Genomic DNA, 24248 nt, shown 5'->3' with positions numbered 1-24248 from the left:
CACCTTGTCTATCCCTTATTCTATGGAGGATTAGGAATCAACTTCGAGAGTGCGTAAGGGAGATTGTTGTATGACCACCAATCACTATGACGTCGTCATTGTCGGCGGCGGACTGGCCGGTTTGTCCGCTGCTGCCTATCTTTCGTCCAAGGGCAAGAAAGTGGCGCTCTTGGAACGGGGTTCCTTGGGCGGACGAGCTGTCACGCTGAAGCTCAAGGGCTTCAATTTCAACTTCGGCGCCCACGCCATTTACGGCCGCGACACGTCCATTTTGAAAACGTTTGAAAAAGAGTTGGGCCTCCACATCGACTGGCAGGACTTCAACCCCAACAAAGCCAAATACGACCTGGGAGACGACCTGACCGCCGTTCCGGCCAACGTGCAGGGGCTGTTCCGCACCAAGCTGTTGAAAGGGCTGGACAAGGTCCTCTTTACCTTTGAAATCCTGAAAACGATGCTGAAGATGGAGACGGGCCATCCGCACCTGTCGATCCAAAAGTGGATGGAGAAGAAAAACGTCAGCGAGGACGTGCGGGAAATGATGCTGACGCTGGCGTCTTCCAACTTCTTTACCCGGGAGCCGGAAAAAATCCCGTCCGACGTGTTCTTTACCTACTATCGCCGCCTGTTTACGACCAACAAACCGGTGGCCTACATCGGCGGCGGCTGGCAGGCGCTGATCAACGAGTTTGTCCGCGTAATCGAGGCCCACAACGGTACGATTCTCACCAAGACCAGAGTGGAGGCGTTCCGCTGGGAAAACGACCGCGTGATCGCCGCCGTCACCCCGGATGCGGAGTATACCGCCGACGAGTTCGTCTGCTGCATTCCGCCCAAGGAAATGGTCAAGGTGTTCAAGGATACCAAGCTGGAGCACGCCATCGAACAGTACGCGTCGTACGAGCCGACGGTCGTGGTGGTGTACGACGTCGGCTTGAAACAGCGGATCGACGTGCCCTACACCTATGTGTACGACAAGCAGAACAACATTTTCATCACCGACATCTCGTACTACGACACCACCTGCGTGCCGGAGGGAGGCCAACTGCTGCAGGCGACAGCCTACCTGCGCCAATCGGAAGTGGGCAGCAAGGAAGCGGTCGAACAGCGCAAGCAGGAGATTGAACAACTGTACGACAAGCACTTCCCGGGCTGGCGCGAAGAGCTGGTCGTCCCGCGCGTTTCGACGCGCGCCGTGGTGCAGGAGATCAAGTGGACGATGAACCAGAAGCCGATGCCGATCTTCCTGCCGGACTACCGCAACCTCTTCTTTGCCGGCGACTGGTGCGAAGGGCAGGGACAGCTTTCCGAGCTCTCCTTCTCCAGCGCGTACGAGGCAAGCAAGCTGATTCTCGAAAAGTAAGCACGCCACACAAAATCAGGGCGTCCTTCCCGGTTGGGGGAGGACGCCCGTTTTTGTCTGCGCGGCACCAGCCTGTGCGGTTGGGTGGTTCGAGTATCCTGAGAGCAAACACAAGGCAAAGGCACGTCCGCAAGAGAGCGATTCGTGCCGGGCTGCCGCTGACCACGGGTTTTGGTCAGGAGCGGCCCGCGTACAGGTCGTACACCATCCGTCCGATCCGTCCCATCATCTCGCCGGCCGCTTTGGCGTCCACGTCCCTGGACAGGGTACAGATGGTAACGGCGTGCCCGCCCACATACAAGATGCCGGCGTCATGCGTGATGTTGGTCACCGTTCCGGTCTTGTTCGCCAGCTCCCACTTGGGCAGCATGCCGATGACATCGCCTTCCGGATCGGGCAGGCGGCACGGGATCCGGTCGCGGTGCTGCTGCCGCTTGAGAATGTTGATCATGTGCAGGCAGCTGTTGTACGAGATCGCTTTTCCCGTCGCCAGACAGCGGAAATGGCTGCCCATGTCTGCGGCGGTCACTTCGTTGTAGCCCTCCGGCTCCGCCGGGACAATCATCAGCTTGTTGTAAAACGAACTGTTGACCATCTCCGTACGGCTCATGGCGGCGCGGATGGCGTCCGTGCCGACCAGGTCGATCAGCATGTTGGTCGCCGTGTTGTCGCTCTGAATGATCATCAGCGTCACGGCGTCGTAGACGGTCAGTTCGGTGCCCGGCGTCAAGTGCTGCAGCACGCCGTCTCCGCCCACCTGATCCTCCCGCCGCAGCCGGAGCTTGTCTGACAGGGCCAGTCTGCCGGCGTACGCTTCGGCAAACACCGCCGTCATGATCGGCACCTTGATCAGGCTGGCGGCGTAGAAGCGCTGATGTTCGGCAAAGCCGAGCCGTTCCCCGGTCCGCACATCCTCCAGGTAAATGCCCCATTGGCCGCCGGTTTCTTCCATTAATTTTCCAATTGAAGGTCCGAGGGCAGACAGCACCGCAGCCATCTCCTTTCGCGTTTTACATTGGTATAGACAAAATTTTCATAAGATAATATTATTTAATCATGCTTGGAACAATCAAGAAAAAAAGTTACACGAGGGGGATTTTATGAAAGCACTTCAGAGACTGTCTCTTTGCGCTGTTCTTCTGTCCAGCCTCGCTTTTGCCGGCTGTGGAGGGAATGGCCCGCAAGACGCGGCCAAACCCGCGGATACGCCAGCCGCGCAGGGGCAGCAGGCAGCCGCGCAGGAACTGCGCGTCAACCTGAATACGGGTGACCCCAGCACGATTGACCCGGGACTGGCGGAAGACATTCCGTCCATGTCAGTGGCCCGCGCGGCGTTTGACGGTCTGCTGCGCCTCGACGCAAACGGCCAGCTCAAGGAAGCAGTCGCCGAGAAGTACGAAGTGTCTCCGGACGGACTGACCTACACGTTCCATCTGCGCGACAGCAAGTGGTCCAACGGCGATCCGGTCACGGCTCACGACTTTGAATACGCCTGGAAACGGGTGCTCAACCCGGAGACGGCATCGGGCTACGCATACCAGCTCTACTATCTGAAAAACGGGCAGGCTTACAATGCGGGCAAGGCCAAGGCGGAAGACGTGGGGGTAAAGGCAACGGACGACAAGACGCTGGTCGTCACGCTGGAAAACCCGGCGCCGTTCTTCCCGCAGTTGGTCGCCTCCGTCACCTACTTCCCCGTCAACAAGAAAGTGGTGGAAGCCAACAAAAACTGGGCGGGCAGCCCCGACACGTACGTGGGGAACGGTCCGTTCGTACTGAAAAAGTGGGAGCACAAGTCGGTCATCGAACTGGAGAAAAACGAGTCCTACTGGGACAAGGATGCCGTCAAGCTGTCCAAGCTGACGATCAACATGATCGAAGACGCCAACACCGAGCTGTCCATGTTCGAGAAAGGCGATCTGGATTGGGCGGGCTCGCCGCTGGGCGACTTGCCGCTTGACGCGCTGGATGCGCTGAAGGACTCGGGCAAAATGCAAACCCAGGCGACCGCCGGTACGTACTGGTACGTTTTCAATACGACCCAGCCTCCGTTCTCCAACAAGAAGATCCGCCAAGCCTTCGCGTACGCGGTTAACCGCAAGGAAATCTCCGAGAATGTCGTGCCGTACAAGAGCACGCCGGCGCTCGGCATCCTGCCGCCGACGATGGCGTTCAATCCGGACGGCTACTTCAAGGACGGCGACGTGGAGACCGCGAAAAAGCTGCTCGCGGAAGGGATGAAGGAACTGGGCATCTCCAAACTGCCGGAGATCACGCTGTCGTACAACACGACGGAAGTGAACCAGCGCATCGCGACCGTCATTCAAGACCAGTGGAGAAAGGCGTTCGGCATCGAAGTCAAACTGGTCAACAAGGAAAACAAGGTTCACCGCGAGCAGATGAAGGCGGGCAACTTCCAAATCGGCCGGGCAAGCTGGATCGGCGACTTCAACGACCCGATCAACTTCTTCGAGGTCTTCAAGGGCGGGCTGAACACGTCCAAGTGGGAAAACAAGGAATTCCTCGCCCTGCTGGACCAGTCGGCAAAAGAAGCAGACCCGGCGAAGCGCAACGAAATCCTGAAAAAGGCGGACGCCATCGTCATGGACGAAATGCCGGCGATGCCGATTTACTACTTCACCTACGCGTGGGTGAAGCAGGACACGGTAAAAGACGTCGTGGTCGACCCGCTCGGCTTCATCGACTTCAAATACGCATCCAACGAAAAGAAATAACAAGGAGTGACCGCTCGTGCGTCCGATCATTGGCGTAGCGTGTACCAAAATGTACTTTCCCAACAACAACCTCGACCAGTTCTTCTACGTGGGTTCCGGCTATGTGGACGGGGTGGCCCGCACAGGCGGGATTCCGTTCATCCTGCCGCTGATGACGGTCCCGGACGCGCCGTTCCGCGCGATGGTGGAATCGCTGGACGGCCTGATCCTCACCGGCGGAGACGATCCCGCCCCCCATCTGTACGGCGAAGAGCCGCTGCAGGGGCTGGGGGAAGTGGAGTACGAACGGGACCTGGCGGAGCTGGCGGTGATCAAACTGGCTCTGGAGCTGAAGAAGCCGATTCTCGGCATCTGCCGCGGCATGCAGATCCTGAACGTGGCGTGCGGCGGCACATTGATCCAGGACATCCCGAGCCAGGTGCCGGGTGCCTTTCAACACGCGCAAAAAGGTTCGCGCCAATACGGAGCACACAAGGTCACGCTTCAGCCGGGGTTTGTGGCGGAAGCATTGGGCAAGACGGAAATCCTCGTCAATACGTCGCATCATCAGGCGGTGAAAGACGTGGCCCCCGGTTTCAAGGTGACAGGGGTGGCCGCTGACGGGGTGATTGAGGCGATTGAAAGCCTCGACGGGCTGCACGTGGGCGTGCAGTGGCATCCGGAGCGCATGTGGGCGCACGACGACACGATGCTGAAGCTGGCGGAAGCGTTCGTCAACAAGGCGCGTCAGGTGAAGGCGCTGGCCCGGTAAGGCGTCAGCCGCTGCAGGCATTGCGGAAGATAGAAAAACAAAAACGCAAACCGCTCTTCCCCCGGGAAGGGCGGTTTTTTCGTCAAAGCGGCGGGGGAAAGGCGGCTCGCACAGCGCAGGCATCCGTCCGCGGCAGGCGGCTGTATCTTGCATCCGGCTGGAAAAAGGACGATAATAGCGGTATGAGAATGTATGTTTGGTGGTATCTCCCGTGAAGAAGATCCTGCATCTGGACATTGACGCGTTTTTTGCCAGTGTGGAACAGTTGGATCACCCGGAACTGCGCGGCCGGCCGGTGATCGTCGGCGGCACGGGAAACCGCGGCGTGGTGTCCACCTGCAGCTATGAAGCGCGAAAATACGGGGTGCGGTCCGCGATGCCGATGGCGCTGGCCCGCAAAAAATGTCCGCACGGCGTGTTTCTGCCGGTTCGCTACGAGCGCTACGCGGAAAAATCGGCGGAGATCCGCGAGGTGTTTGCCGCCTATACGGATCGCTATCAAACCGTGGGACTGGATGAGGCGTACCTGGACGTCTCCGGCTACGACAACGCCGTTCCCGTCGCCCGGGAGATCAAGCGGCGGATTCAGAGTGAAACCGGGTTGACCTGCAGCGTCGGCCTCTCCTACAACATGTCCCTCGCCAAGATCGCCAGCGATTTGAAAAAGCCGGACGCCTTTGTCGTCATCCGGCCGGATCAGGCGCTGGAGGTGCTGCGGCCGCTGCCCGTCGGGACGCTGCACGGAGTGGGCAAAAAATCGCAGGAGCTGCTGGCGAAAAAGGGCATTCACACCGTGGAAGACTTTTGGCGGCTTTCCCTGGACGAAGTGGTGCAGTTGTTCGGCAAGTTCGGGCAGGCGCTGTACTACCGGGCCCGGGGCGTGGACGACCGGGAAATCGTGACGGAGCGGGCTCCCAAATCGCTGAGCCGCGAGACGACGCTGCCGTTTGACCTGCACGACCGCGAGGCGGTCGCTCCCGTGGCCGCTGCCCTGCTGGCGGAGGCGGAGCAGGATGTGAGGTGGGAGGGAGTCGTCCCGCAAACCCTGACGCTGAAAATCAAATACGCCGACTTCACCCTCAGGACCAAACAGCGCAAGGCCGCCCCCGGCGCAAACTGGGCCGAACTGCTGGAAGAGCTGCTGGACGCGTTCGACTACTCCCCGGGGGTGCGCCTCGTCGGCGTCGGTTTCTCCAACTTTGCGCCGCCGGCGGAACAGCGGTACGAGCAGTTGACGCTGTTTTCATGGAAGAGCATGGAGGAAGCGGTGGAAGTAGAAACGGGAAATCACCGTCTTGGGCGGTGACGCCGCGCTGCCTCGCAGATTGTTTTCGGACGCGGATTGAAACTTTTGCAAGCCGGTGGCGGAGTGTGGTATAGTAGGTGCCGAAATCGCGGTTCTCGTCAGGCCGTGTTGGAGGTGCCCCGTGTTTCTGGAGAAGCTGATGCCGGACCAGTTTGTGGAGTCCATCCATCATATTGACATAGATCAACTGCGGAAAAGACACATACGCGCGGTCATTACCGACCTGGACAACACCCTGGTGGAGTGGGACAGGCCGCACGCCACCCCCGAGGTGGAAGCCTGGCTGAAACGGCTGAATGAGGCAGGCATCCAGGTGACGGTCGTGTCCAACAACAATCAGGACAGGGTGGACCGCTTCTGCGCCCCGTTGGGGGTCCGGTTCATCTGCGCGGCGCGCAAGCCGTCCCGCCGCGCCTTTTTGCAGGCGGTCCGGGACATGAACGTGACGATCGCGGAGACGGTTGTGATTGGCGACCAGTTGTTTACCGACGTGCTGGGAGGCAACCGGCTCGGGTTTCATACCATCCTCGTCGTCCCCGTTGCCGAGACGGACGGGTTTTGGACGCGGATCAACCGCCGGATGGAACGGGTGGCGTTATACTGGATGCGCAGGAAAGGAATGATTACGTGGAAGACAAAATCGTGAACGAACAAACGCCGGGGACGTGCGCAGGCTGCGGCGTGGCCATTCAGACGGAGGACCCGAAACGGCCGGGGTACGCGCCGGCGTCGGCCCTCGCCCGGGAAACCGTCATCTGCCAGCGCTGTTTCCGGATCAAGCACTACAATGAAGTGGCGCCGGTCAGCATGGAGGACGACGACTTCTTGCGGATTCTGCACGGCATCGGCGCGACCGACAGCCTTGTGGTGATGGTGGTCGACATCTTCGACTTCCAGGGGTCGTGGCTGAGGGGCCTGCCCCGTTTTGTCGGCAAGAACCCCATTTTGCTGGTCGGCAACAAGGTGGATCTGCTGCCCAAAAACATCAACCTGAACCGCGTCCGCAACTGGATGCAGCACGAGGCGAAAGAGCGCGGACTGCGCCCGGCGGACGTCATCCTGGTCAGCGCGCAAAAAGGTGTCAACATCGACGAGCTCCTGGCGCGGATCGGCGAGTTGCGGCGCGGGCGGGACGTCTACATCGTCGGGGTCACCAACGTCGGCAAGTCGACCTTGATCAACCGCATTCTGCACGACTACGGTTCGGCCGACTTGGAAATCACCACGTCACCGTTCCCCGGCACGACGCTGGACAAGATCGAAATTCCGCTGGAAGACGGCCGCTCCATCTACGACACGCCCGGGATCATCAACCGCGACCAGATCGGCCACATGGTGTCGCCGCAGGACCTGCGCAGGATTACGCCCACGGCGCGGATCAACCCCAAGGTCTACCAGTTGAACGACAGACAGACGCTGTTTTTGGGAGGACTGGCCCGCATCGATTTTGTCCGCGGCCAGCACCAGCCGTTCGTCGTCTACGTGGCCAACAACCTGTACATTCACCGCACCAAGCTGGAGAATGCCGACGAGGTCATGGCCAAGCACCACGGGGAACTGCTTGCTCCGCCCACGGGAGCGGAGGCGGCCCAGGCGCTGCCCCCCTTTGTCAAGCATACGTTCAAGATCCCGCCTGCGGGCGCGACGGACATCGTCATTTCCGGATTGGGCTGGGTCAGCCTGCGGGGCAAGCACGAGGCGCACGTCGTCGTGCACGCGCCCAAGGGCGTCAGCGTCGGGATGAGAAAAGGCCTGATTTGAAGCGGCGGCGGTTTTTCGCCTGCCGCCTGCCCTGTCATATGCTACAGAAAGAGCAGCAGAGGGGAAGGAGATCCGCATGATCACGAGCAAAACACAGTTGGTTGGCCTGTTGGGCCATCCGGTTTCGCATTCGCAATCGCCGCTGATGCACAACGCCGCCTTTTCCGAAAAGGGGCTGAATTTTGCCTACGCCGCTTTTGATGTGGAACCGGAGCGCTTGGAGGAAGCGGTGGCCGGCATTCGCGCGCTGGGGATCAAAGGGGTCAACGTGACCATTCCCCACAAGGTGGCGATCATGCCGATGCTGGACGAGATCGATCCCCTGGCCCAGCGGATCGGCGCGGTGAACACTGTCGTCAACCGGGACGGCCGCCTGATCGGCTACAACACCGACGGCACGGGCTACGTCCGTTCCCTGGTGGAGGAGACGGGGATTGACTTGCGCGAGCAGGTTGTCACCATGATGGGGGCCGGGGGAGCGGCCCGCGCCGTCGCCTTCACCCTGGCCGAACAGGGCGTTCGCGAGATCCGGATCATCAACCGCTCGCGGGAACGAGCGGCGCTCCTGGCGGAACACGTGGGAACGATCGTGCCCACCTCGGTGATCGATCCGGCGGACGGAAAAGCGGCGATTGCCGACGCCACGCTGCTGATCAACACCACGTCGATCGGCATGCACCCGCAGGTGGACGAGATGCCGGTGCAGGCGGAATGGCTGCACCCCGGTCTGATCGTCAGCGATCTGATTTACAACCCGCTGGAGACCCGTCTGCTGAAAGAGGCGCGCGCGTGCGGTGCACGCGTCCATTCCGGCGTGGGCATGTTCGTCAACCAGGGAGCGCTCGCGTTTGAACTGTGGACGGGGCAGGCGGCGCCCGCCGAGACGATGCGGGACATTGTTTTGCAGCAGCTTACGAAGACTAGTTCATGACGATAGACGTCAGAGAAGGAGGCATGCCGATGCTCACCGGCAAGCAGAAGCGTTTTTTGCGGGCGCAGGCCCATCATCTCACCCCGATTTTTCAGGTGGGAAAAGGCGGCGTCAACGACAACATGATTACGCAGATCAAAGAGGCGCTGGAAGCGCGGGAACTGATCAAGGTGTCCATCCTGCAGAACAATCTGGATGACAAACACGAGGTGGCGGAAGCCCTGGCGGCGGGAGCGGAGGCCGAACTGGTGCAGCTCATCGGCCATACCGTCGTGCTTTACAAGGAGTCCCGGGAAAACAAGACGATCGAGCTGCCGTAAGCCATGGAACAGCGGGAAAAGCAGATCGGCATCATGGGCGGCACGTTTGACCCGATTCACTGCGGCCATCTCCTCGCCGCGGAGCAGGCCCGGGAACAGATGGGGCTGGACGAAGTCTGGTTCATGCCGGCCCGGATACCGCCGCACAAGACGAGATCGGGCATCACGCCGGCGGAACACCGGCTGCGCATGGTGGAACTGGCTGTCGCGGACCATCCGGCATTTCGCGTGACCGACGTGGAACTGCGGCGGGAGGGGCCGTCCTACACCTACGACACGATGCGCCAATTGGTGTCCGCGTATCCGGACTGCCGCTTTTCGTTTATCATCGGGGCCGACATGGTGGAGCTCCTGCCCAAGTGGTACCGTTTTGCCGAGCTGATCCGGCTGGTCCGGTTTATCGGGCTGGCGCGGCCGGGGACACGGCTGGACCGTCGGGCGCACGAAGCGTACGTCAGCTTCGTGGAGATGCCGGCCTGGGACATCTCGTCCTCGCTGATCCGGAAAAAAGCGGCCGCGGGCAGGAGCATCCGCTACCTGGTCCCGCCGGCCGTAGAGCGTTATATAAAGGAGCACGGGTTATATGAACGGAGCGATTGATCGGGAGGCGCTGCTCGCGAAGGTGCGCGCCCAAATGCATGACAAGCGGTACCGCCACACCCTGGGAGTGGCGGAGTCGGCGAGACGGCTGGCGGAGCGCTTCGGCGCCGATCCGGACAAGGCGGAGCTGGCCGGCTACCTGCACGACTACTGCAAGTGCTGGCCGGTGGAGCAAATGCGCGACATTCTCGTCCGCCACGACATGCCGCGCGAGCTTCTGGAGGGGGAAAAAGAGCTGTGGCACGCGTTTGCCGGTGCCATCGTCATCCAGACGGAGCTCGGCGTGACCGATCCGGAGATTCTGCAGGCCGTCCGCTACCACACGACCGGCCGTCCGGGGATGAGCCTGTTAGAAAAGGTGGTCTGTGTGGCAGACTATATAGAACCGAACCGGGATTTCCCCGGGGTGGAGATGATTCGCGCCCTGGCCGAGCAGGATCTGGACGAGGCGCTGGCGTGCGCGCTCGGGGGCACGATCCAGCATTTGATCGACAGGCGGAAAACGGTGTATCCGTTGACGCTCTTGGCATACAACGATCTCGTATCCCGCAGGGATGCACAAGGAGGAGTTTGATGGTTAAAACGGTGGAAGACCTGGCACGCCTGGTGGTAAAAGCTGCGGAAGAGAAAAAGGCGGAAAACCTGATCGTTCTGGACATCAGCAAACAGTCCGTGATCGCCGACTATTTCGTGATCTGCCACGGCAACAACGAGCGCCAGGTTCAGGCGATTGTCAACGAGATTCGCGATCAGGCGCACAAACACGGCTACAACGTCCGCGGCATCGAGGGGGCGGACGAGGGACGCTGGGTGCTGGTTGACCTGGAAGACGTGGTCATTCACGTGTTCCACCGCGAAGAACGGGAGTTTTACAATCTGGAGCGGCTCTGGGGAGACGCGCCGGCGGTCTCCTTTGGAGAGCAGGGCTGACGGCGATGGCGTACGCGCATTTGGCGGCCGTCTACGATAGGCTGATGGCCGATTCGCCCTACGATCAATGGCTGGATTGGCTGGAGCGGGTCTGGGAAAAGCGGGGAAAACCCCGGCAGGTGATCGACCTTGGCTGTGGAACAGGCAGCATCGCCATTCCGCTCGCCAAGCGCGGTTACCGGGTGACGGGGGTGGACCTCTCGGCGGAAATGCTGGCGGTGGCCTACGATAAAATGAAGCGGGAGCAGGTTCAGGTCACCTGGGTGGAGCAGGACATGCGGGAGCTGGATCTGCCCGCGGCCGACGCCGTCATTTCCCTGTGCGACTCGCTCAGCTATCTGACGGAAGAGGAAGACGTCAAGCGGACGTTTGCCCGTGTCTATCAGCATCTGAATCCCGGCGGCACGTTCTTGTTCGACGTTCACAGCCCCTACAAGATGCTCCACGTGTTTGGCAATCAGACGTTTACGCTGGTCGAAGACGAAGTTTCGTACATTTGGCAATGTTTCTGCGACCCGATTCGGCTGGAGGTGGAGCACCAGCTCACCTTTTTCCTGCGCCAGCCGGACGGGCTGTACCAGCGGGTGGAGGAGGAGCACTGGCAGCGGGCGTACCAGCCGGTTCAGATGATGCGCTGGCTGGCGGACGCGGGGTTTGACGAGGTGGAGATCACGGCCGATTTCACCGGCCTTCCGCCGCACGAAACCAGCGAACGGCTGTTTTTCGCCGCCCGTCGACCCGAGCGTTGACACGGTTGGTACGGATTGTCTATAATCGGAATACAACCGCAAACGTGAGAATGCGTTGAAGAGGAGTAGTACGAAAGGCAACCACGGCATCAGAGAGTTGACGGCAGGTGCGAGTCAACCCGTGACTTTCCGAACTCGCCTCGAAGCACTCCGCCCGAAGGCCGGCTGGTTCCGCCGGCTGCGTAAGGAGGAGCGTCTCGTCCGCGATAGGGACATCAAGCGGGTGAACGATTCGTTCGCCAATCAGGGTGGTACCGCGGGAGCGTCTGAATCCTCTCGTCCCTTTCGGCCGTGCGCCGGGGGCGGGAGGTTTTCTTATTATCGTTATCTTTTCACGATGGGAGTGCGTCACAATGGTTTACAATCATCACGAGATCGAAAAAAAGTGGCAGGAATACTGGGAGAAGAACAAAACGTTTAAAACCCTGGAAGACAAGAGCAAGAAGAAGTTTTACGCGCTCGACATGTTTCCGTATCCGTCCGGCGCGGGGCTGCACGTCGGCCATCCGGAGGGCTATACGGCTACCGACATCCTGGCCCGGATGAAGCGGATGCAGGGCTACAACGTGCTCCATCCGATGGGGTGGGACGCCTTTGGCCTGCCGGCCGAACAGTACGCGCTCGACACCGGAAACGATCCGGCGGAGTTTACGCAGCGCAACATCGACAACTTCCGCCGGCAGATCAAATCCCTGGGCTTTTCCTACGACTGGGATCGCGAGGTAAACACGACCGACCCCAACTACTACAAATGGACCCAGTGGATCTTTACGAAGCTCTACGAACACGGGCTGGCCTACATCGATGAAGTGCCGGTAAACTGGTGCCCCGCGTTGGGAACCGTGCTGGCCAACGAGGAAGTCATTGACGGGAAGAGCGAGCGCGGCGGCCACCCGGTGGAGCGCCGCCCGATGAAGCAGTGGGTGCTGAAGATCACGGCCTACGCCGACCGCCTGCTGGAAGACCTGGAAGAGCTGGATTGGCCGGAGAGCATCAAGGAGATGCAGCGCAACTGGATCGGCCGCTCGGAAGGGGCGGAAGTCGTCTTCGGGATCGAGGGTCACGACGCGACCGTCACCGTCTTTACCACCCGCCCGGATACGCTGTTCGGCGCCACCTATGTGGTGCTCGCGCCGGAACACAAGCTGGTGAAAACCATCACGACGCCGGAACAGCAGCAGGCGGTGGAGGCGTACCTGGAGCAGACCAAACGGAAGAGCGATCTGGAGCGCACCGACCTGGCCAAGGAAAAAACCGGGGTGTTTACCGGCGCGTACGCGATCAATCCGGTAAACGGGGAGCGGCTGCCGATCTGGATCGCCGACTACGTGCTGATCAGCTACGGCACGGGCTCCATCATGGCGGTGCCGGCGCACGATGAGCGCGACTACGAGTTTGCCCAAAAGTACGGCCTGCCGATCAAGGAAGTGATCGTCGGCGGAGACGTGACCAAAGCGGCCTACACCGGCGACGGCGAGCACGTCAATTCCGGCTTCCTGAACGGGCTGAACAAGGAGCAGGCGATCAACAAGATGATCGAATGGCTGGAGGAAAACGGCAAGGGAGCGCGCAAAGTGTCCTACCGCCTGCGCGATTGGCTGTTCAGCCGTCAGCGCTACTGGGGTGAGCCGATTCCGATCATCCACCTGGAAGACGGAACGATGAAAGTGGTGCCGGAAGAGGAGCTCCCGGTCGTCCTGCCGAAGACGAAGGAAATCAAGCCGTCCGGCACGGGCGAATCGCCGCTCGCCAACATCACGGAATGGGTCAACGTCGTCGACAAGGAAACGGGGCTGAAGGGACGCCGCGAGACCAACACGATGCCGCAATGGGCGGGAAGCTGCTGGTACTACCTGCGCTATATCGATCCGCACAACGACCAGCAGTTGGCCGACCCGGAAAAACTGAAGGAATGGCTGCCCGTTGACATCTACATCGGCGGGGCGGAACACGCCGTGCTCCACCTGCTCTACGCCCGCTTCTGGCACAAGTTCCTGTACGACATCGGCGTCGTGCCGACGAAAGAACCGTTCCAGAAGCTGTTCAACCAGGGCATGATCCTCGGCGAGAACAACGAAAAGATGAGCAAGTCCAAAGGAAACGTGGTCAATCCGGACGAGATCGTGCAGAGCCACGGCGCCGACACGCTCCGCCTGTACGAAATGTTCATGGGGCCGCTGGACGCCTCCATCGCCTGGTCCACCAAAGGGCTTGACGGGGCGCGACGTTTCCTCGACCGCGTATGGCGCCTGTTCGTCGACGACAACGGCCGCTTGAACGAAAAAATCAAGGAGAACTGCGAATCGGCCGCACTGGAGCGCGTGTACCATCAAACCGTGAAAAAGGTGACCGAAGACTACGAGGCGCTCCGCTTCAACACGGGCATTTCGCAGTTGATGATCTTCGTCAACGAAGCCTACCGGGCGGAAGTGCTGCCGAAGAAATACATGGAAGGGTTCGTCAAGCTGCTGTCGCCCATCTGCCCGCACATCGGTGAAGAGCTGTGGGAAAAACTGGGCCACACCGATACGATTGCGTACGAGCCGTGGCCGGAGTACGATGAATCCAAGCTGGTGGAAGACGAAGTGGAAATCGTGCTGCAGATCAACGGCAAAAACAGGGAAAAGCTGCGCATCCCTGCCGACGCGACCAAAGAGCAGATGGAAGAACTGGCCGTCAGCAACGAGACGATCAAGGAACTGACCAGCGGCAAAACGATCGTGAAAGTGATCGCCGTCCCCGGCAAACTGGTCAACATCGTGGTCAAGTAACAGGTACGCATCCATTCCCGCACGCTTCACAGCGGAAGCACGGAAGACAAATAGGCAGCACGGAAGATACAGGAGGCAAACGCATCTACCAGAAGAGGCGCGTTCCGGCAGGGAACGCGCCTTTTTGGTTTGGTGCGTCAGTCAGGCGGCGCCTCAAGATGGCGGGCCATGTGCTCGCGATCTTCGGCAAATTTGGCGTGCGTCCGTTCAAACACCTGCTGGAACAGGCCGGGAACGGCTTCGCGCAGGGGGATCAGCCCTTCGCCAGTGATGCCGCCCGGCACGCACACCCGCTCCTGCAGGGCAGACAGCGTAAACATCTCCTGTTTCAGCAGGTCTGCCATTCCGATGAGCATCTGGGACGTCAGATAAGAGGCGGCTTCGGCGGAGATGCCGGTTTTCTCGACGGCGGCCTCGATCATCTGGCTCAGGATATAGCTGAGAAAGGCCGGGCCGCAGCTGCTGATGTCGGACGCGATGCGCAAAAACGGCTCCGCCACTTCCACCGGATGGCTGATCTGGGAGAAGAGGGTCAGAATTCGTTCCCGCGTGTCACTGTCGATTCTCGACCCGAATTCGAAGAGGCTGACGCCGCTGCAGGCGGCATTCGTAATGCTGGGCACCACTCTGGCTACGGCGCAGGGGACGAGCGTTTCCAACTGCTTCAGACTGACGGGGCTGGTGATCGTAAGCAGGGTGTGTTCCGGTGTGAGCGCCGGAAGCGTCTGTGCCAAGGCTTGCCTGTATTCGAACGGTTTGACGCACAGCAGCAGCATTCGGGCATCGCGGGCCACGTCGGCGTTGCTGGCCGCCACGGTCAGACCGGGGTGACGTTCGGCCAACCATTCCGCTTTGGCGGGGGTGCGATTGCTCGCGATGATCTGGCCGGGAGACAGGGCTTTGGCCGCGAGCAGGGCTTCGATCAGGATGCTGCCCATGCTGCCCGTGCCGATAAACCCGATCCTGTCCATGTCCATTCCTCCCTCGCTGGTTCTCTCCCCATTGTATGTGCACAGGAGACGGAACATGACCATCACTAGCGGACACGGACGAGGTCTTTTAGCCGTTGGTACAGCTTGTCGCCGATGCCGCTGATCCGTTTCAGCTCCTCCGGCGAACGGAACGCCCCGTTTTCCGTCCGGTAGGCCAGGATCGCCTTGGCCCGCGCTTCGCCGATTCCGGGCAGCGTCATCAATTCCTCCAGACCGGCGGTGTTCAGATTGACGGGTTGTGCGCCGCCGGCCTTCCCGCTGCCGGAAACGCCGGTGGAGCTTCCCGCAGCCAGGCTGCCGCCCGGACTGCCCGCTCCCACGCTTCCGGCGCCTGCCCCCGCGATTGCGGAAAGAGCCGCCGTCTGGCCGCAGGGAGAGGCAGGGCTGCCTTTGGCCGGCACCACGACGGCGCTGCCGTCCGTTAGCGGCTCGGCCAGATTGATCCGCTCCACGTCCGCATCCGGCGCGGCTCCCCCCGCCCGGGCAATGGCGTCGGCTACTCGCGCTCCGGCCTCAAACCGGTACAGGCCGGGCTGCTTTACCTTTCCTTTGACGTCCACGAACAGGGGCGGAGCTCCGGTATCGGGCGGCCGCCCAAGCTCTACCGCATCCTGCTGAAGGGAACGTTCGTCGACAGCCGCGTCTGGTTCGCCGGAAGGACGCGTTTCCCCGGCAGAGGGAGACGGCTTGTCCTCCGCTGCGGCGGCCACTTCTCGCAGCGGCAGTTCCGCTGTACTCCCGGCCTGCTGTTCTCCGTACAGCCAAACACTAATTCCCGCAAACAGGATCACTGCAGCGGCGATTGCGATGCGTCGGTATCGTTCCCACCATTCGTACAACATGAAAAAACCCCCCTTGCGTCTCGTCCGGCCATGCCGCGAGGGCTTCAACGGCTCTCTACCCGGATGCTACAAAAAGACAGCGGGGATGTGCAAATGATTCGGAAAGGGTGGAGCAATCATAAGTTGTAGCCTGCGCTTCCATCAATAAAAAACATGGCAGGGAGAACAAAAATAACGTTCTAGACTGCCACGTTTTATTGAACGATCGCTACCCGATAGCGGAATGATCTGACCTCTCATTCATGGGACGGTTCTCCGCTCCATCTGTAGCGGCAAGGGCCTCACGCACCACGGCTTTTCATAAGGTTCATACTTTTCTGACGACCGGAACCCATAACTCATTTTTATTCTCTTCGATAGGCAAATAGCATTCAATTGCGGGCAAGTCAGCAAGATCATAGGTTGATACGGGAAGCCACTCCGTATATAGACGTTTCCAGATGTCTTGAATACCATCCGGGGATCCAGGTGCTTCAAATACCGCCCAAGCAGCTTCCGGAACGTTCATTCTTATCATACCTTCCGGAGGAACTTGATCAGACACGATAGCTAATAGGTAGTCGAATTCTTCATTTTTCCCCCATTCTCCATTCGCACAAACCCCTAAAATACCTCGTAACTTGTGGGTAGCATTACGAATCTCCCACAGTTTCTCGAAGACGCCCTTCTCTCTTGCACCAGTCCATATTCCAGGCACTAGGCGAAAAGCATTTTCTGTGTTGACACGTTCCTTTACACCAACAATTGTAAATCCACTGAGTTCTTCAATTCTGTAGTTCATTTCCGCAACTCCTTTGATTGAGAATTGAAAGGTCATTCGTGGATAGGCTTTCAGTTTGGTTCCTACGTTACGTGCAGCAGTCGGCGTAGTGCCGTGTAGATTTTGAAACGCACGGGCAAAAGCCTCGGGTGAATCGTAGCCATACTTGAGCGCAACATCAATTACTTTTATATTGCTGCTTTGAAGTTCAAAAGCCGCTAACGTGAGACGCCGTCGTCGAATATATTCAGACAAAGAAACATCAGTCATAAAAGAGAACATGCGTTGAAAATGGTAGGCGGAGCAACACGCGACTTTGGCTACTTCAGCGTAAGCAATATCTTCGGTAAGATGATCTTCGATATAGCGAATTGCCTCATTCATTCTGGAGACCCAATCCATCCTCATGACCATCCTTTCGCCATTCAATATAAAGCAATCGAAATAACAAGGTCTTGCATTTCGTGCACAATATTGCAAGATAACAACGAATAGACGTACTTGTGCCATGTTCTTTCCAGCAGTTATAAAACCGAATCAAATGGAAAACGAAGACATATATCATATTCGTAACACAGTACCAAGCCTCCTTTTACGAGGGTTTTTCATACGTCTGGCTTGTGTTAGCAATGGAAGTTCATGATGATTTGTTTTCAGCAGCTGCTCCAAGATACTTTTTGAAAAATAAAAAACTTGCATCTAGGCAAGTTCATCAAATAAAGATATAGCCGTCTTCACGTTGCAAACAGGGGGAAAACGGGCTCATTGAAAAAGGCCCCGCCCGGAGTCGTTCCGGGCGAAGCCGTTGGGTTCGGGTACCGCTATTATCCGATGTGCTCCAGCGATTCCTTTTTGCGGCGGATTTCCACGCTGGGGCTGACATACGGCCCGAAGCTGTATTTCTGCTCGATAAAGATCTGATGCCACAGCATGAAGATCAAAATCGTCCAGATCTTGCGGCTGTAGTCGGCGTTGCCTTCGCGATGCTCATCCAGCATGTACAGGACGTACGCCTTGTTGATCAGATCGTCCACCTTGGATTCGAAGATGATCTCCTTTGCCCACTTGTAAAAGTGGTTTTTCAGCCAGTGGCGCGTCGGCACGGGGAAGCCCAGCTTTTTGCGCGTCTTGATTTCCGGCGGGAGAAAATCTTTCATCGCTTCCCGCAGCACGTGCTTGGTGGTGCCGTTGGCGATCTTGTACTTGGTCGGGATGGTGGCGGCAAATTCAAACACCTTGACGTCGATGAACGGAACGCGCAGTTCCAGCGAGTTGGCCATCGTCATCTTGTCCGCTTTCATCAGGATGTTGCCGCGCAGCCAGGTGTGAATGTCCAGGTACTGCATTTTGGTGACGTCGTCGTACTCGCTGGCCCGCTTGTAGATGTCTTCCGTAATCGTCCACGGGGAGCGGTACTCCTCGGAGCGGCGAATGTCTGCCATGACGACCCGTTCCTTCATCTCTTCGCTGAAGATCAGGGCGTTGCCGAAGAAGCGTTCTTCCACCGTCTTCGAACCGCGGATCAGGAAGTTTTTGCCCTTGACCTGATCCGGCAGCTTTTCCGCCAGGTAGCGGATGGAATGGCGCATCCAGCCGGGCATCCGGGAGAACATCCGCAGCGAGTGCGGTTCGCGGTAGATGTTGTAGCCGCCGAAAAATTCGTCGGCCCCTTCCCCGGAGAGCACCACGGTGACGTGTTCGCTGGCCATCTGCGCGACGAAATAGAGCAGGATGGCGGACGGGTCGGCCACCGGTTCGTCCTGGTGCCAGACGAGTCGGGGCAGTTCGTCCATGTAGCGCTGCGCGTTGACGACCAGCTCGTGGTGTTCGGTGCCGAGGTATTCGGCGGTACGGCGGGCGTAGTCCAGCTCGCTGTAGCCAGGGATGTCGGAGCCGACGGAAAACGTCTTCACCGGCTCAAACGTGCGCAGCATGGCGACGATGCTGCTGGAGTCGACGCCGCTGGACAGAAACGCGCCGCGCGGCACCTCGCTGACCCGGTGCTTGTCGACGGATTCGAGCAGGATGCTGCGCGTGCCTTCCACAAAGTAGGAGAACGGCTTGCTTTCGTCCGGTTTGAACTCGACGTCCCAGTAGCGCTGCAGCCGAATCCGGTCGTTCTCGATGACGAAGGAGTGGGCGGGCGGGATGCGGTAGATGCCCCGATACATCGTCTCCGGATCGGGGACGTATTGGAACGTCAGGTAATGATAAAACGCGGTGTGGTTGACTTCCCGGCTGACTCCGGGCAGTTCCAGCAGGCTCTTGATCTCGCTGCCCACGGCGATCGCGTCGTCCGTCTCCACGTAGTAGAGCGGCTTGATGCCGAAGTGGTCGCGGGCGCCAAAGAGCAGCTTGTTGCGGGAATCCCAGATGGTGAAGCCAAACATGCCGCGCAGGTGTTTCGGTGCGTCCATTCCCACCTCTTCGTACAGGTGCAGAATGGTTTCGATATCGGAATCGGTATGGAAAACGTGTCCGCACCCCTTCAACCAGTGCTGCAGTTCCTTGTAGTTGTAGATTTCGCCGTTGCCGATAATCCAGATGTCACGCGTCTCGTTGAACAGCGGCTGGTGGCCGCCTTCCACGTCAATGATGCTCAAACGACGAAAGCCCAGGGCGATGTTGTCTTCCAGGTGAAAGCCGTCATCGTCTGGACCGCGGTGCAGGATGACACGCGTCATGGCGCCGATCGTCTCTTGGTCGACGGGCGCTTGCCGCTTGTTGTAGACTGATACGATTCCACACATATGAAATGACTCTTCCTCTCACTGATTGCTCTAGCTAACTCTATCACGGATTGACGGTCAACGCAATCGCTCCGAATGCCCAAGCTGTCTCCGCAGCAAAGAGAGGTCCCCTCGGGCACCTCATCGAAAACGGGCGTGTCGTGCACGCCGCCGGGTCTTTCGGACGGGGGGAGCAGAGCGGAAAGTGCCCCGCTTCGCTCACAGGAGTCAGTCCCGCCGCGACGGTTCCGGCGGCATGTGAACGACTTCCAGATCCTTGAGAAAGTACTGGTTCCATTTGTTCGGATAGGCGTTGCGGTAGACGATCCGCCTGATGCCCACCTGGGCGAGAATTTTGGAGCAGTTTTCGCACGGTTCATGCGTCACGTAGGCGGTGGCTCCCTTGAGGCTGTCCCGATCCGCGTGCAGGCAGGCGTTTGTCTCGGCGTGGATCGTCCGGTGGCAGCGGTTGTCGTCCCCCAGAAGACAGCCTGCGTCTTCGCAGTGATCGTGTCCGTGGATGGAGCCGTTGTAGCCAGTGGCGACAATGTGCTTGTCCTTCACGATGACACAGCCGACGTGCAGCCTGTTGCACGTAGAACGGGCAGACACCTGCTCGGCGATGTCCAGGAAGTATTCATCCCAACTTTTCCTCGTCATGACTGCCCTCCCTCTGATCGGACCATGCGGGTGTGGTTTCCGCTGGCACGCATTTTTTGCACCGTTTTTTTGTCCCTTCCCCCTTGTGTACACTCGATGTCTCAGGCACATGACACGGGGGTGACGTTCGTGACCGTTTTTACCGCGAGCCTCGCGGCAGTCTGCGGGCTGCTGGCGGGGGCCTACCTGCAGGCCGCCTGGCTGGCCCTTTTGGCCGCCGCCGCGTCGGCAGTCTGCCCGCTCCTGCCCCGCCCGCACCGCAAACGGATTCTTTGCCATGCGCTCATCTGTATTCTAGCAGGTCTTTACTTTCAAGGGTACGACTATCTCCACCGTTCGACGCTGCTGCCGATGGCGGAGGACGGCGAGACGATCGTAGTCGCCGGCGTCATTGACTCGCCGGTGAAGCGCGACGGCGATACGGCCCGGCTTTTTCTGTCCGTCGAAACGTGGGGAAAAAACGGGCGGCAGATGTCCGGGACGGCGGCAGCGGAGCGGATCGCCCTGCGGGTCCGTTTGTCCCGTGAGCCGGAAGCGCGTGAGGCGGAGCGGTGGATGCAGGGCAGCCGCCTGTCGGCCACGGTCCGGCTGTCGCTGCCGTCTCCGGCCCGCAACCCCCATGCGTTCGACTACGCCCGCTATCTGCGGTGGCAGGGCGTGCGGGTCACGGCGGAAGCGGAGTACGGCGACATCCGGGTGGAGCCTGCCGAGTCCGGCGTGATGATGCTGTTTCGCCGATGGCAGACGGAAGCCGCCGACCGCATCGCCCTGCTGTTTCCCGACCAGGAAGCGGCCGGTTACATGCAATCGCTGCTGCTGGGCATCACGGACGGAGTGTCGCCGGAAACGGAAGCGATGTACGACAACCTCGGCCTGAGTCACGTGCTGGCCATTTCCGGGCTGCACGTGACGCTGGTCAGCGGGATGTTCGTGTGGAGCGTAGAGAGGGCGGGGATGCCGCGCCGGCCGGCCCTGGCGCTGACGATGGTGCTGCTTGTCGGCTATGTCCTGATCGTGGGGGCCGGCGCCTCCGCGGTGCGCGCCGGAATCATGGGGGCGATCGGCCTGCTCTGCCAGGCGGGAGCCCGACAGGTGGAGGGAAGGGACGTGTGGGGCTGGGCGCTGCTGTTGATGCTGGGATACAATCCGTACTACCTGTGGCACCTGGGGTTCCAGCTCTCGTTCGGCGTGACGCTGGGGCTGATCGTCCTCGTGCCCGTCGGCCGCCGGTTTTTCACGCGCGGTCCCGAGTGGCTGCGCACGTCGCTGGCCGTCACCTTTGCCGCGCAGGCCGTCTCGTTCCCGTTTCTCATCTACCATTTTCACCAGTTTTCGCCGCTCTCCTGGCTGGTCAACCTGCTGGCAGTGCCGCTGCTCTCGATGGTGGTGCTGCCCGCAGGCTACCTCGCGCTATTGCTCGGTCTGATTCACCCGGCGCTGGCCGTACTGCCCGTCCGGCTTGCTTCCGCCCTGCTGCGGTGGCTGCACGGGCCGCTGTTTTGGCTGGAGGAGCTGGCGGTGCCGTTTTCCCATTGGCCGCATCCCCAGTGGTGGTGGATCGCGGTGTACGCGCTTTTTCTCGCGGCGCTGCCCGTTCTGTGGCGGCGGGGCTACCATCGTCCGAGAGACCGCTGGCTGTACGCCGCCCTTTTTCTGTTTCTGCTCGCGGCCGCCAGACAGCCGTTCGCCGGCGGGGACGAAGTGCGGATCACGTTTCTCGACGTCGGTCAAGGAGATTCTATCGTTGTCGAAGTTGGTAAAAAGAAGGTATACTTAATAGATGCGGGTGGAACACCCCGGTACCCTGCCAGGGAATCCTGGCGGGAGCGACGCGATCCGTTTGAAGTGGGGAAAGACGTCGTGCTGCCTTTTTTGCGAGCGCGCGGGATTGAACGGATCGACCATGTGGTGATGACGCACGGGGATCACGACCACATCGGAGGGATGGCAGCGCTGGTGCCGCGCTTTGCCTTTGGCTCGGTGCTCGTCAACGGCACACCTCCCCGTGAAGAGGAAGCAGCGATTCTCGAACGTTTCCGCGCAAGACGCGTACCTGTCCTGACCGGCAGGCCGGGACAGACATGGACGGACGTCCCCGGCGTGGAGTGGACCTGGCTTCACCCGGACGGAGATTCGGCACATACGGGTAACGACGCTTCTGTCGTGCTGCGTCTCACCGCTTACGGCACGACTGTTTTGTTTACCGGCGATATTGAACGGGCAGGGGAAGAGCAGCTGCTTTCCCGCAGCCTGCCGTCACCCGTCGACGTGCTGAAAGTGGCGCATCACGGCAGCAGCACATCCAGCTCTCCCGCTTTGCTGGCTGCAGCAAAACCACAGGCCGCCGTCATTTCGGCTGGCCGCAACAACCGCTACGGGCATCCCTCGCCCGTCGTGGTCAAGCGTTTGATGGACACGGGGGCAAATGTTTACCGAACAGATCTGCAAGGGGCCGTCACCCTGGTCATCCGCAAGGGATCGGTGCACTGGCAGACGCAAACCACCGATATATAAAAGCTTGCAACCTTTTTCAGCAGCGCCCCGTCTGTAGGAGGGAGAGGAGATTATGCGAGAAGCAGAGCTGATCAGGATGGCGCAAGCCGGGGATCACGACGCGCTTGTCGAGCTGCTCCGATCGATTGAGGCCTCTGTTTACCGCAGCGCCTATTATATCCTAGGAAATGAACAGGACGCTCTCGATGCTTCCCAGGAAGCGTTGATCCGGATTTATCGAAAGCTGGACACGTACCAGGAAAAGGCAAAGTTTGCCACTTGGGTGCAGCGGATCGTCAGCAACGTTTGCATGGATAAATTTCGCGCCAAGAAGGAAACGGTCTCGATTGACGAGCATGAGCTCATCATCCCTGATCGAAACAACGTAGAAGACGAAATCCTTCTCACCAGTTTGTCGAGCGATATTCAGCAGGCGATCGGAAAACTGCCCAAACAGTACCGCATGGTGGTGGTGCTCCGCTATCTCGAGGATTTGTCCTACCAGGAGATCGCCGAGACATTGGATCTGCCGCTGAATACGGTCAAGTCGTATTTGTTTCGGGCCAGACAACAACTGCAGGAGTTGTTGCACGACTATCAGAAAGGGGGGATCGGTTGATGATGGACGAAGAAATCTGGGAGTGGATGCAGCGGGATATGGACGGGGATCTCTCACCGGAAGAGCGGGAGAAGCTACTCGCCATGCTCCGGAACGATCCCGACCTGCAGCTCAAGTACGACCGCTTGAAAAGGGTGTCTGAGCAGTTGGAACAACTTCCCCCTGTCACACCACCCTACAGCCTTGTGGACGCGATCCTGCCGCAGTTGGAGTCAGGCTCGGTCCGGCCGGCAGCTGAATCAGGCCCGAAGCGGGAACCGCTGCCCAAGCTGGAGGTGAAGCAGGCGGCTTCTGCTGCCGAGAAACCGGCGAAGTGGCGGCGGGCGTACGTCTGGATGGCCCGTATCGGCAGCGGCGCAGTTGCCGCCTGTCTGCTCGTTTTTCTGCTCTTCATGGGCAGCGGCGACAAGCAGCCGGAAGCGGACGGGTACCAGCAAGGTTCGCCTGGTGAAGAAGCGCCTGCGGTGGCCCCTGCCGTGGTTGGCCCGCCAGTGCCCCCACCGAGCACTCATTCATCATCCGTAACACCGGGGGAACAGCCGGAGAAACCGGCGCAGACGGTGAAACCGAAGGCTACAGAGAAAAAAGATCAAAAGCCCAAGGCGGAACCGAAATCGCAACCAGCAAAGCCAGCCGCCCAACCGAAAAAGACGGTGGAACCCAAACCGCCCGTAAGGCCGGTCATCGAGCCTCCGGAAGAAAAGCCGGTTTTTCCGATTGGCCTGGAAGAAAAGCAGGACGATAAGGAAAAAAAGTCCGACAGGAAGGAAAAAAAAGAGCATGACGGCGGCGACGACCGCGATGATCGGAACAGCCGGGATGACGACGATCATTCCGGCAGCGACAAAGGGAAATCGCGCGACAGGGACTGACGCCCCCTCTGCGCGTGCAGCGTTCGTGTCCGCTCGTGACAAACGTGTCTTTTCCCAATGGACC

At 59.6% G+C, this 24248-nt stretch carries 22 protein-coding genes and 1 other annotated feature; of the genes, 16 read left to right on the top strand and 6 right to left on the bottom strand.

Features of this window, described 5'->3' with window-relative positions; all coding sequences use genetic code 11:
- Positions 1-70 precede the first annotated feature (70 nt).
- Positions 71-1363, top strand: coding sequence for a phytoene desaturase family protein (locus M516_RS0100465; protein ID WP_029097360.1), 1293 nt, complete (start codon positions 71-73; stop codon positions 1361-1363).
- Positions 1364-1538: 175 nt separating this feature from the next.
- On the opposite strand, the gene M516_RS0100460 is transcribed toward M516_RS0100465, so the two are convergent.
- Complete coding sequence (locus tag M516_RS0100460) at positions 1539-2360, bottom strand: serine hydrolase (RefSeq protein WP_231558779.1); 822 nt, start codon at positions 2358-2360, stop codon at positions 1539-1541.
- Between the two features lie 103 nt (positions 2361-2463).
- On the opposite strand from M516_RS0100460, the gene M516_RS0100455 reads away from it, so the two are divergent.
- The 12 genes from M516_RS0100455 (at position 2464) to leuS (ending at position 14217) form a co-directional block, all read left to right on the top strand.
- Positions 2464-4098, top strand: coding sequence for a peptide ABC transporter substrate-binding protein (locus M516_RS0100455; RefSeq protein WP_029097358.1), 1635 nt, complete (start codon positions 2464-2466; stop codon positions 4096-4098).
- A gap of 16 nt (positions 4099-4114) precedes the next feature.
- Positions 4115-4849, top strand: coding sequence for a gamma-glutamyl-gamma-aminobutyrate hydrolase family protein (locus M516_RS0100450; RefSeq protein ID WP_029097357.1), 735 nt, complete (start codon positions 4115-4117; stop codon positions 4847-4849).
- Positions 4850-5060: 211 nt separating this feature from the next.
- Positions 5061-6155, top strand: a complete 1095-nt coding sequence (locus tag M516_RS22430) for a DNA polymerase IV (protein WP_051188047.1) — start codon at positions 5061-5063, stop codon at positions 6153-6155.
- Positions 6156-6276: 121 nt separating this feature from the next.
- Positions 6277-6801 (top strand): YqeG family HAD IIIA-type phosphatase, encoded by a 525-nt coding sequence (locus M516_RS0100440; protein WP_029097356.1) that lies wholly within the window; start codon positions 6277-6279, stop codon positions 6799-6801.
- Complete coding sequence (gene yqeH, locus M516_RS0100435) at positions 6798-7916, top strand: ribosome biogenesis GTPase YqeH (protein ID WP_029097355.1); 1119 nt, start codon at positions 6798-6800, stop codon at positions 7914-7916. Before M516_RS0100440 ends, yqeH begins: the two co-directional genes overlap by 4 nt.
- Positions 7917-7992: 76 nt before the next feature.
- Entirely contained in the window at positions 7993-8847 is an 855-nt protein-coding gene (locus tag M516_RS0100430) for a shikimate dehydrogenase (RefSeq protein ID WP_029097354.1), read from the top strand.
- Positions 8848-8876: 29 nt separating this feature from the next.
- On the top strand, positions 8877-9167 hold the full coding sequence (yhbY, locus tag M516_RS0100425) for a ribosome assembly RNA-binding protein YhbY (protein ID WP_029097353.1): 291 nt from the start codon (positions 8877-8879) through the stop codon (positions 9165-9167).
- A gap of 3 nt (positions 9168-9170) precedes the next feature.
- Positions 9171-9767, top strand: a complete 597-nt coding sequence (locus M516_RS0100420) for a nicotinate-nucleotide adenylyltransferase (RefSeq protein ID WP_029097352.1) — start codon at positions 9171-9173, stop codon at positions 9765-9767.
- Positions 9751-10341 (top strand): bis(5'-nucleosyl)-tetraphosphatase (symmetrical) YqeK, encoded by a 591-nt coding sequence (gene yqeK / locus M516_RS0100415; RefSeq protein ID WP_081656409.1) that lies wholly within the window; start codon positions 9751-9753, stop codon positions 10339-10341. Before M516_RS0100420 ends, yqeK begins: the two co-directional genes overlap by 17 nt.
- Positions 10341-10697, top strand: coding sequence for a ribosome silencing factor (gene rsfS, locus M516_RS0100410; RefSeq protein ID WP_029097350.1), 357 nt, complete (start codon positions 10341-10343; stop codon positions 10695-10697). The genes yqeK and rsfS overlap by 1 nt, the downstream gene beginning before the upstream one ends.
- Before the next feature lie 5 nt (positions 10698-10702).
- On the top strand, positions 10703-11446 hold the full coding sequence (locus M516_RS0100405; protein WP_029097349.1) for a class I SAM-dependent DNA methyltransferase: 744 nt from the start codon (positions 10703-10705) through the stop codon (positions 11444-11446).
- A 46-nt stretch (positions 11447-11492) separates the two neighbouring features.
- Positions 11493-11733: a binding site (T-box leader), on the top strand.
- Between the two features lie 66 nt (positions 11734-11799).
- Positions 11800-14217: a leucine--tRNA ligase gene (gene leuS, locus M516_RS0100400; protein ID WP_029097348.1), complete on the top strand. Its 2418-nt coding sequence runs from the start codon at positions 11800-11802 to the stop codon at positions 14215-14217.
- Between the two features lie 137 nt (positions 14218-14354).
- On the opposite strand, the gene comER is transcribed toward leuS, so the two are convergent.
- The 5 genes from comER to M516_RS0100375 form a co-directional block, all read right to left on the bottom strand.
- Positions 14355-15188, bottom strand: a complete 834-nt coding sequence (gene comER / locus M516_RS0100395; RefSeq protein WP_029097347.1) for a late competence protein ComER — start codon at positions 15186-15188, stop codon at positions 14355-14357.
- A 65-nt stretch (positions 15189-15253) separates the two neighbouring features.
- The gene (locus M516_RS0100390) at positions 15254-16051 is read right to left on the bottom strand and encodes a helix-hairpin-helix domain-containing protein (RefSeq protein ID WP_029097346.1); all 798 of its coding nucleotides are present in this window, start codon (positions 16049-16051) and stop codon (positions 15254-15256) included.
- Positions 16052-16358: 307 nt separating this feature from the next.
- Positions 16359-17213 carry an AraC family transcriptional regulator gene (locus M516_RS0100385; protein WP_029097345.1) on the bottom strand — a complete coding sequence of 285 codons (855 nt, stop codon included), beginning with the start codon at positions 17211-17213 and terminating at the stop codon, positions 16359-16361.
- A gap of 422 nt (positions 17214-17635) precedes the next feature.
- Positions 17636-19561, bottom strand: coding sequence for an asparagine synthase (glutamine-hydrolyzing) (gene asnB, locus M516_RS0100380; RefSeq protein WP_029097344.1), 1926 nt, complete (start codon positions 19559-19561; stop codon positions 17636-17638).
- A 207-nt stretch (positions 19562-19768) separates the two neighbouring features.
- Complete coding sequence (locus M516_RS0100375; RefSeq protein WP_029097343.1) at positions 19769-20200, bottom strand: deoxycytidylate deaminase; 432 nt, start codon at positions 20198-20200, stop codon at positions 19769-19771.
- A 129-nt stretch (positions 20201-20329) separates the two neighbouring features.
- Here M516_RS0100375 and M516_RS0100370 point away from each other — a divergent pair, with 129 nt between their 5' ends.
- Genes M516_RS0100370 through M516_RS0100360 form a run of 3 tightly spaced genes read left to right on the top strand, consistent with a single transcriptional unit; the run spans position 20330 to position 24184 of the window.
- On the top strand, positions 20330-22714 hold the full coding sequence (locus tag M516_RS0100370; protein ID WP_029097342.1) for a DNA internalization-related competence protein ComEC/Rec2: 2385 nt from the start codon (positions 20330-20332) through the stop codon (positions 22712-22714).
- Positions 22715-22766: 52 nt separating this feature from the next.
- Complete coding sequence (locus M516_RS0100365; RefSeq protein ID WP_029097341.1) at positions 22767-23312, top strand: RNA polymerase sigma factor; 546 nt, start codon at positions 22767-22769, stop codon at positions 23310-23312.
- Positions 23312-24184, top strand: coding sequence for an anti-sigma factor (locus M516_RS0100360; protein ID WP_029097340.1), 873 nt, complete (start codon positions 23312-23314; stop codon positions 24182-24184). The genes M516_RS0100365 and M516_RS0100360 overlap by 1 nt, the downstream gene beginning before the upstream one ends.
- Positions 24185-24248 lie beyond the last annotated feature (64 nt).

This window comes from Brevibacillus thermoruber 423 (genome assembly GCF_000454065.1).
Lineage (GTDB): Bacteria > Bacillota > Bacilli > Brevibacillales > Brevibacillaceae > Brevibacillus > Brevibacillus thermoruber.
Note: the sequence above shows the minus strand (reverse complement) of the source record. Positions and strands in the feature narration are given on the sequence as shown.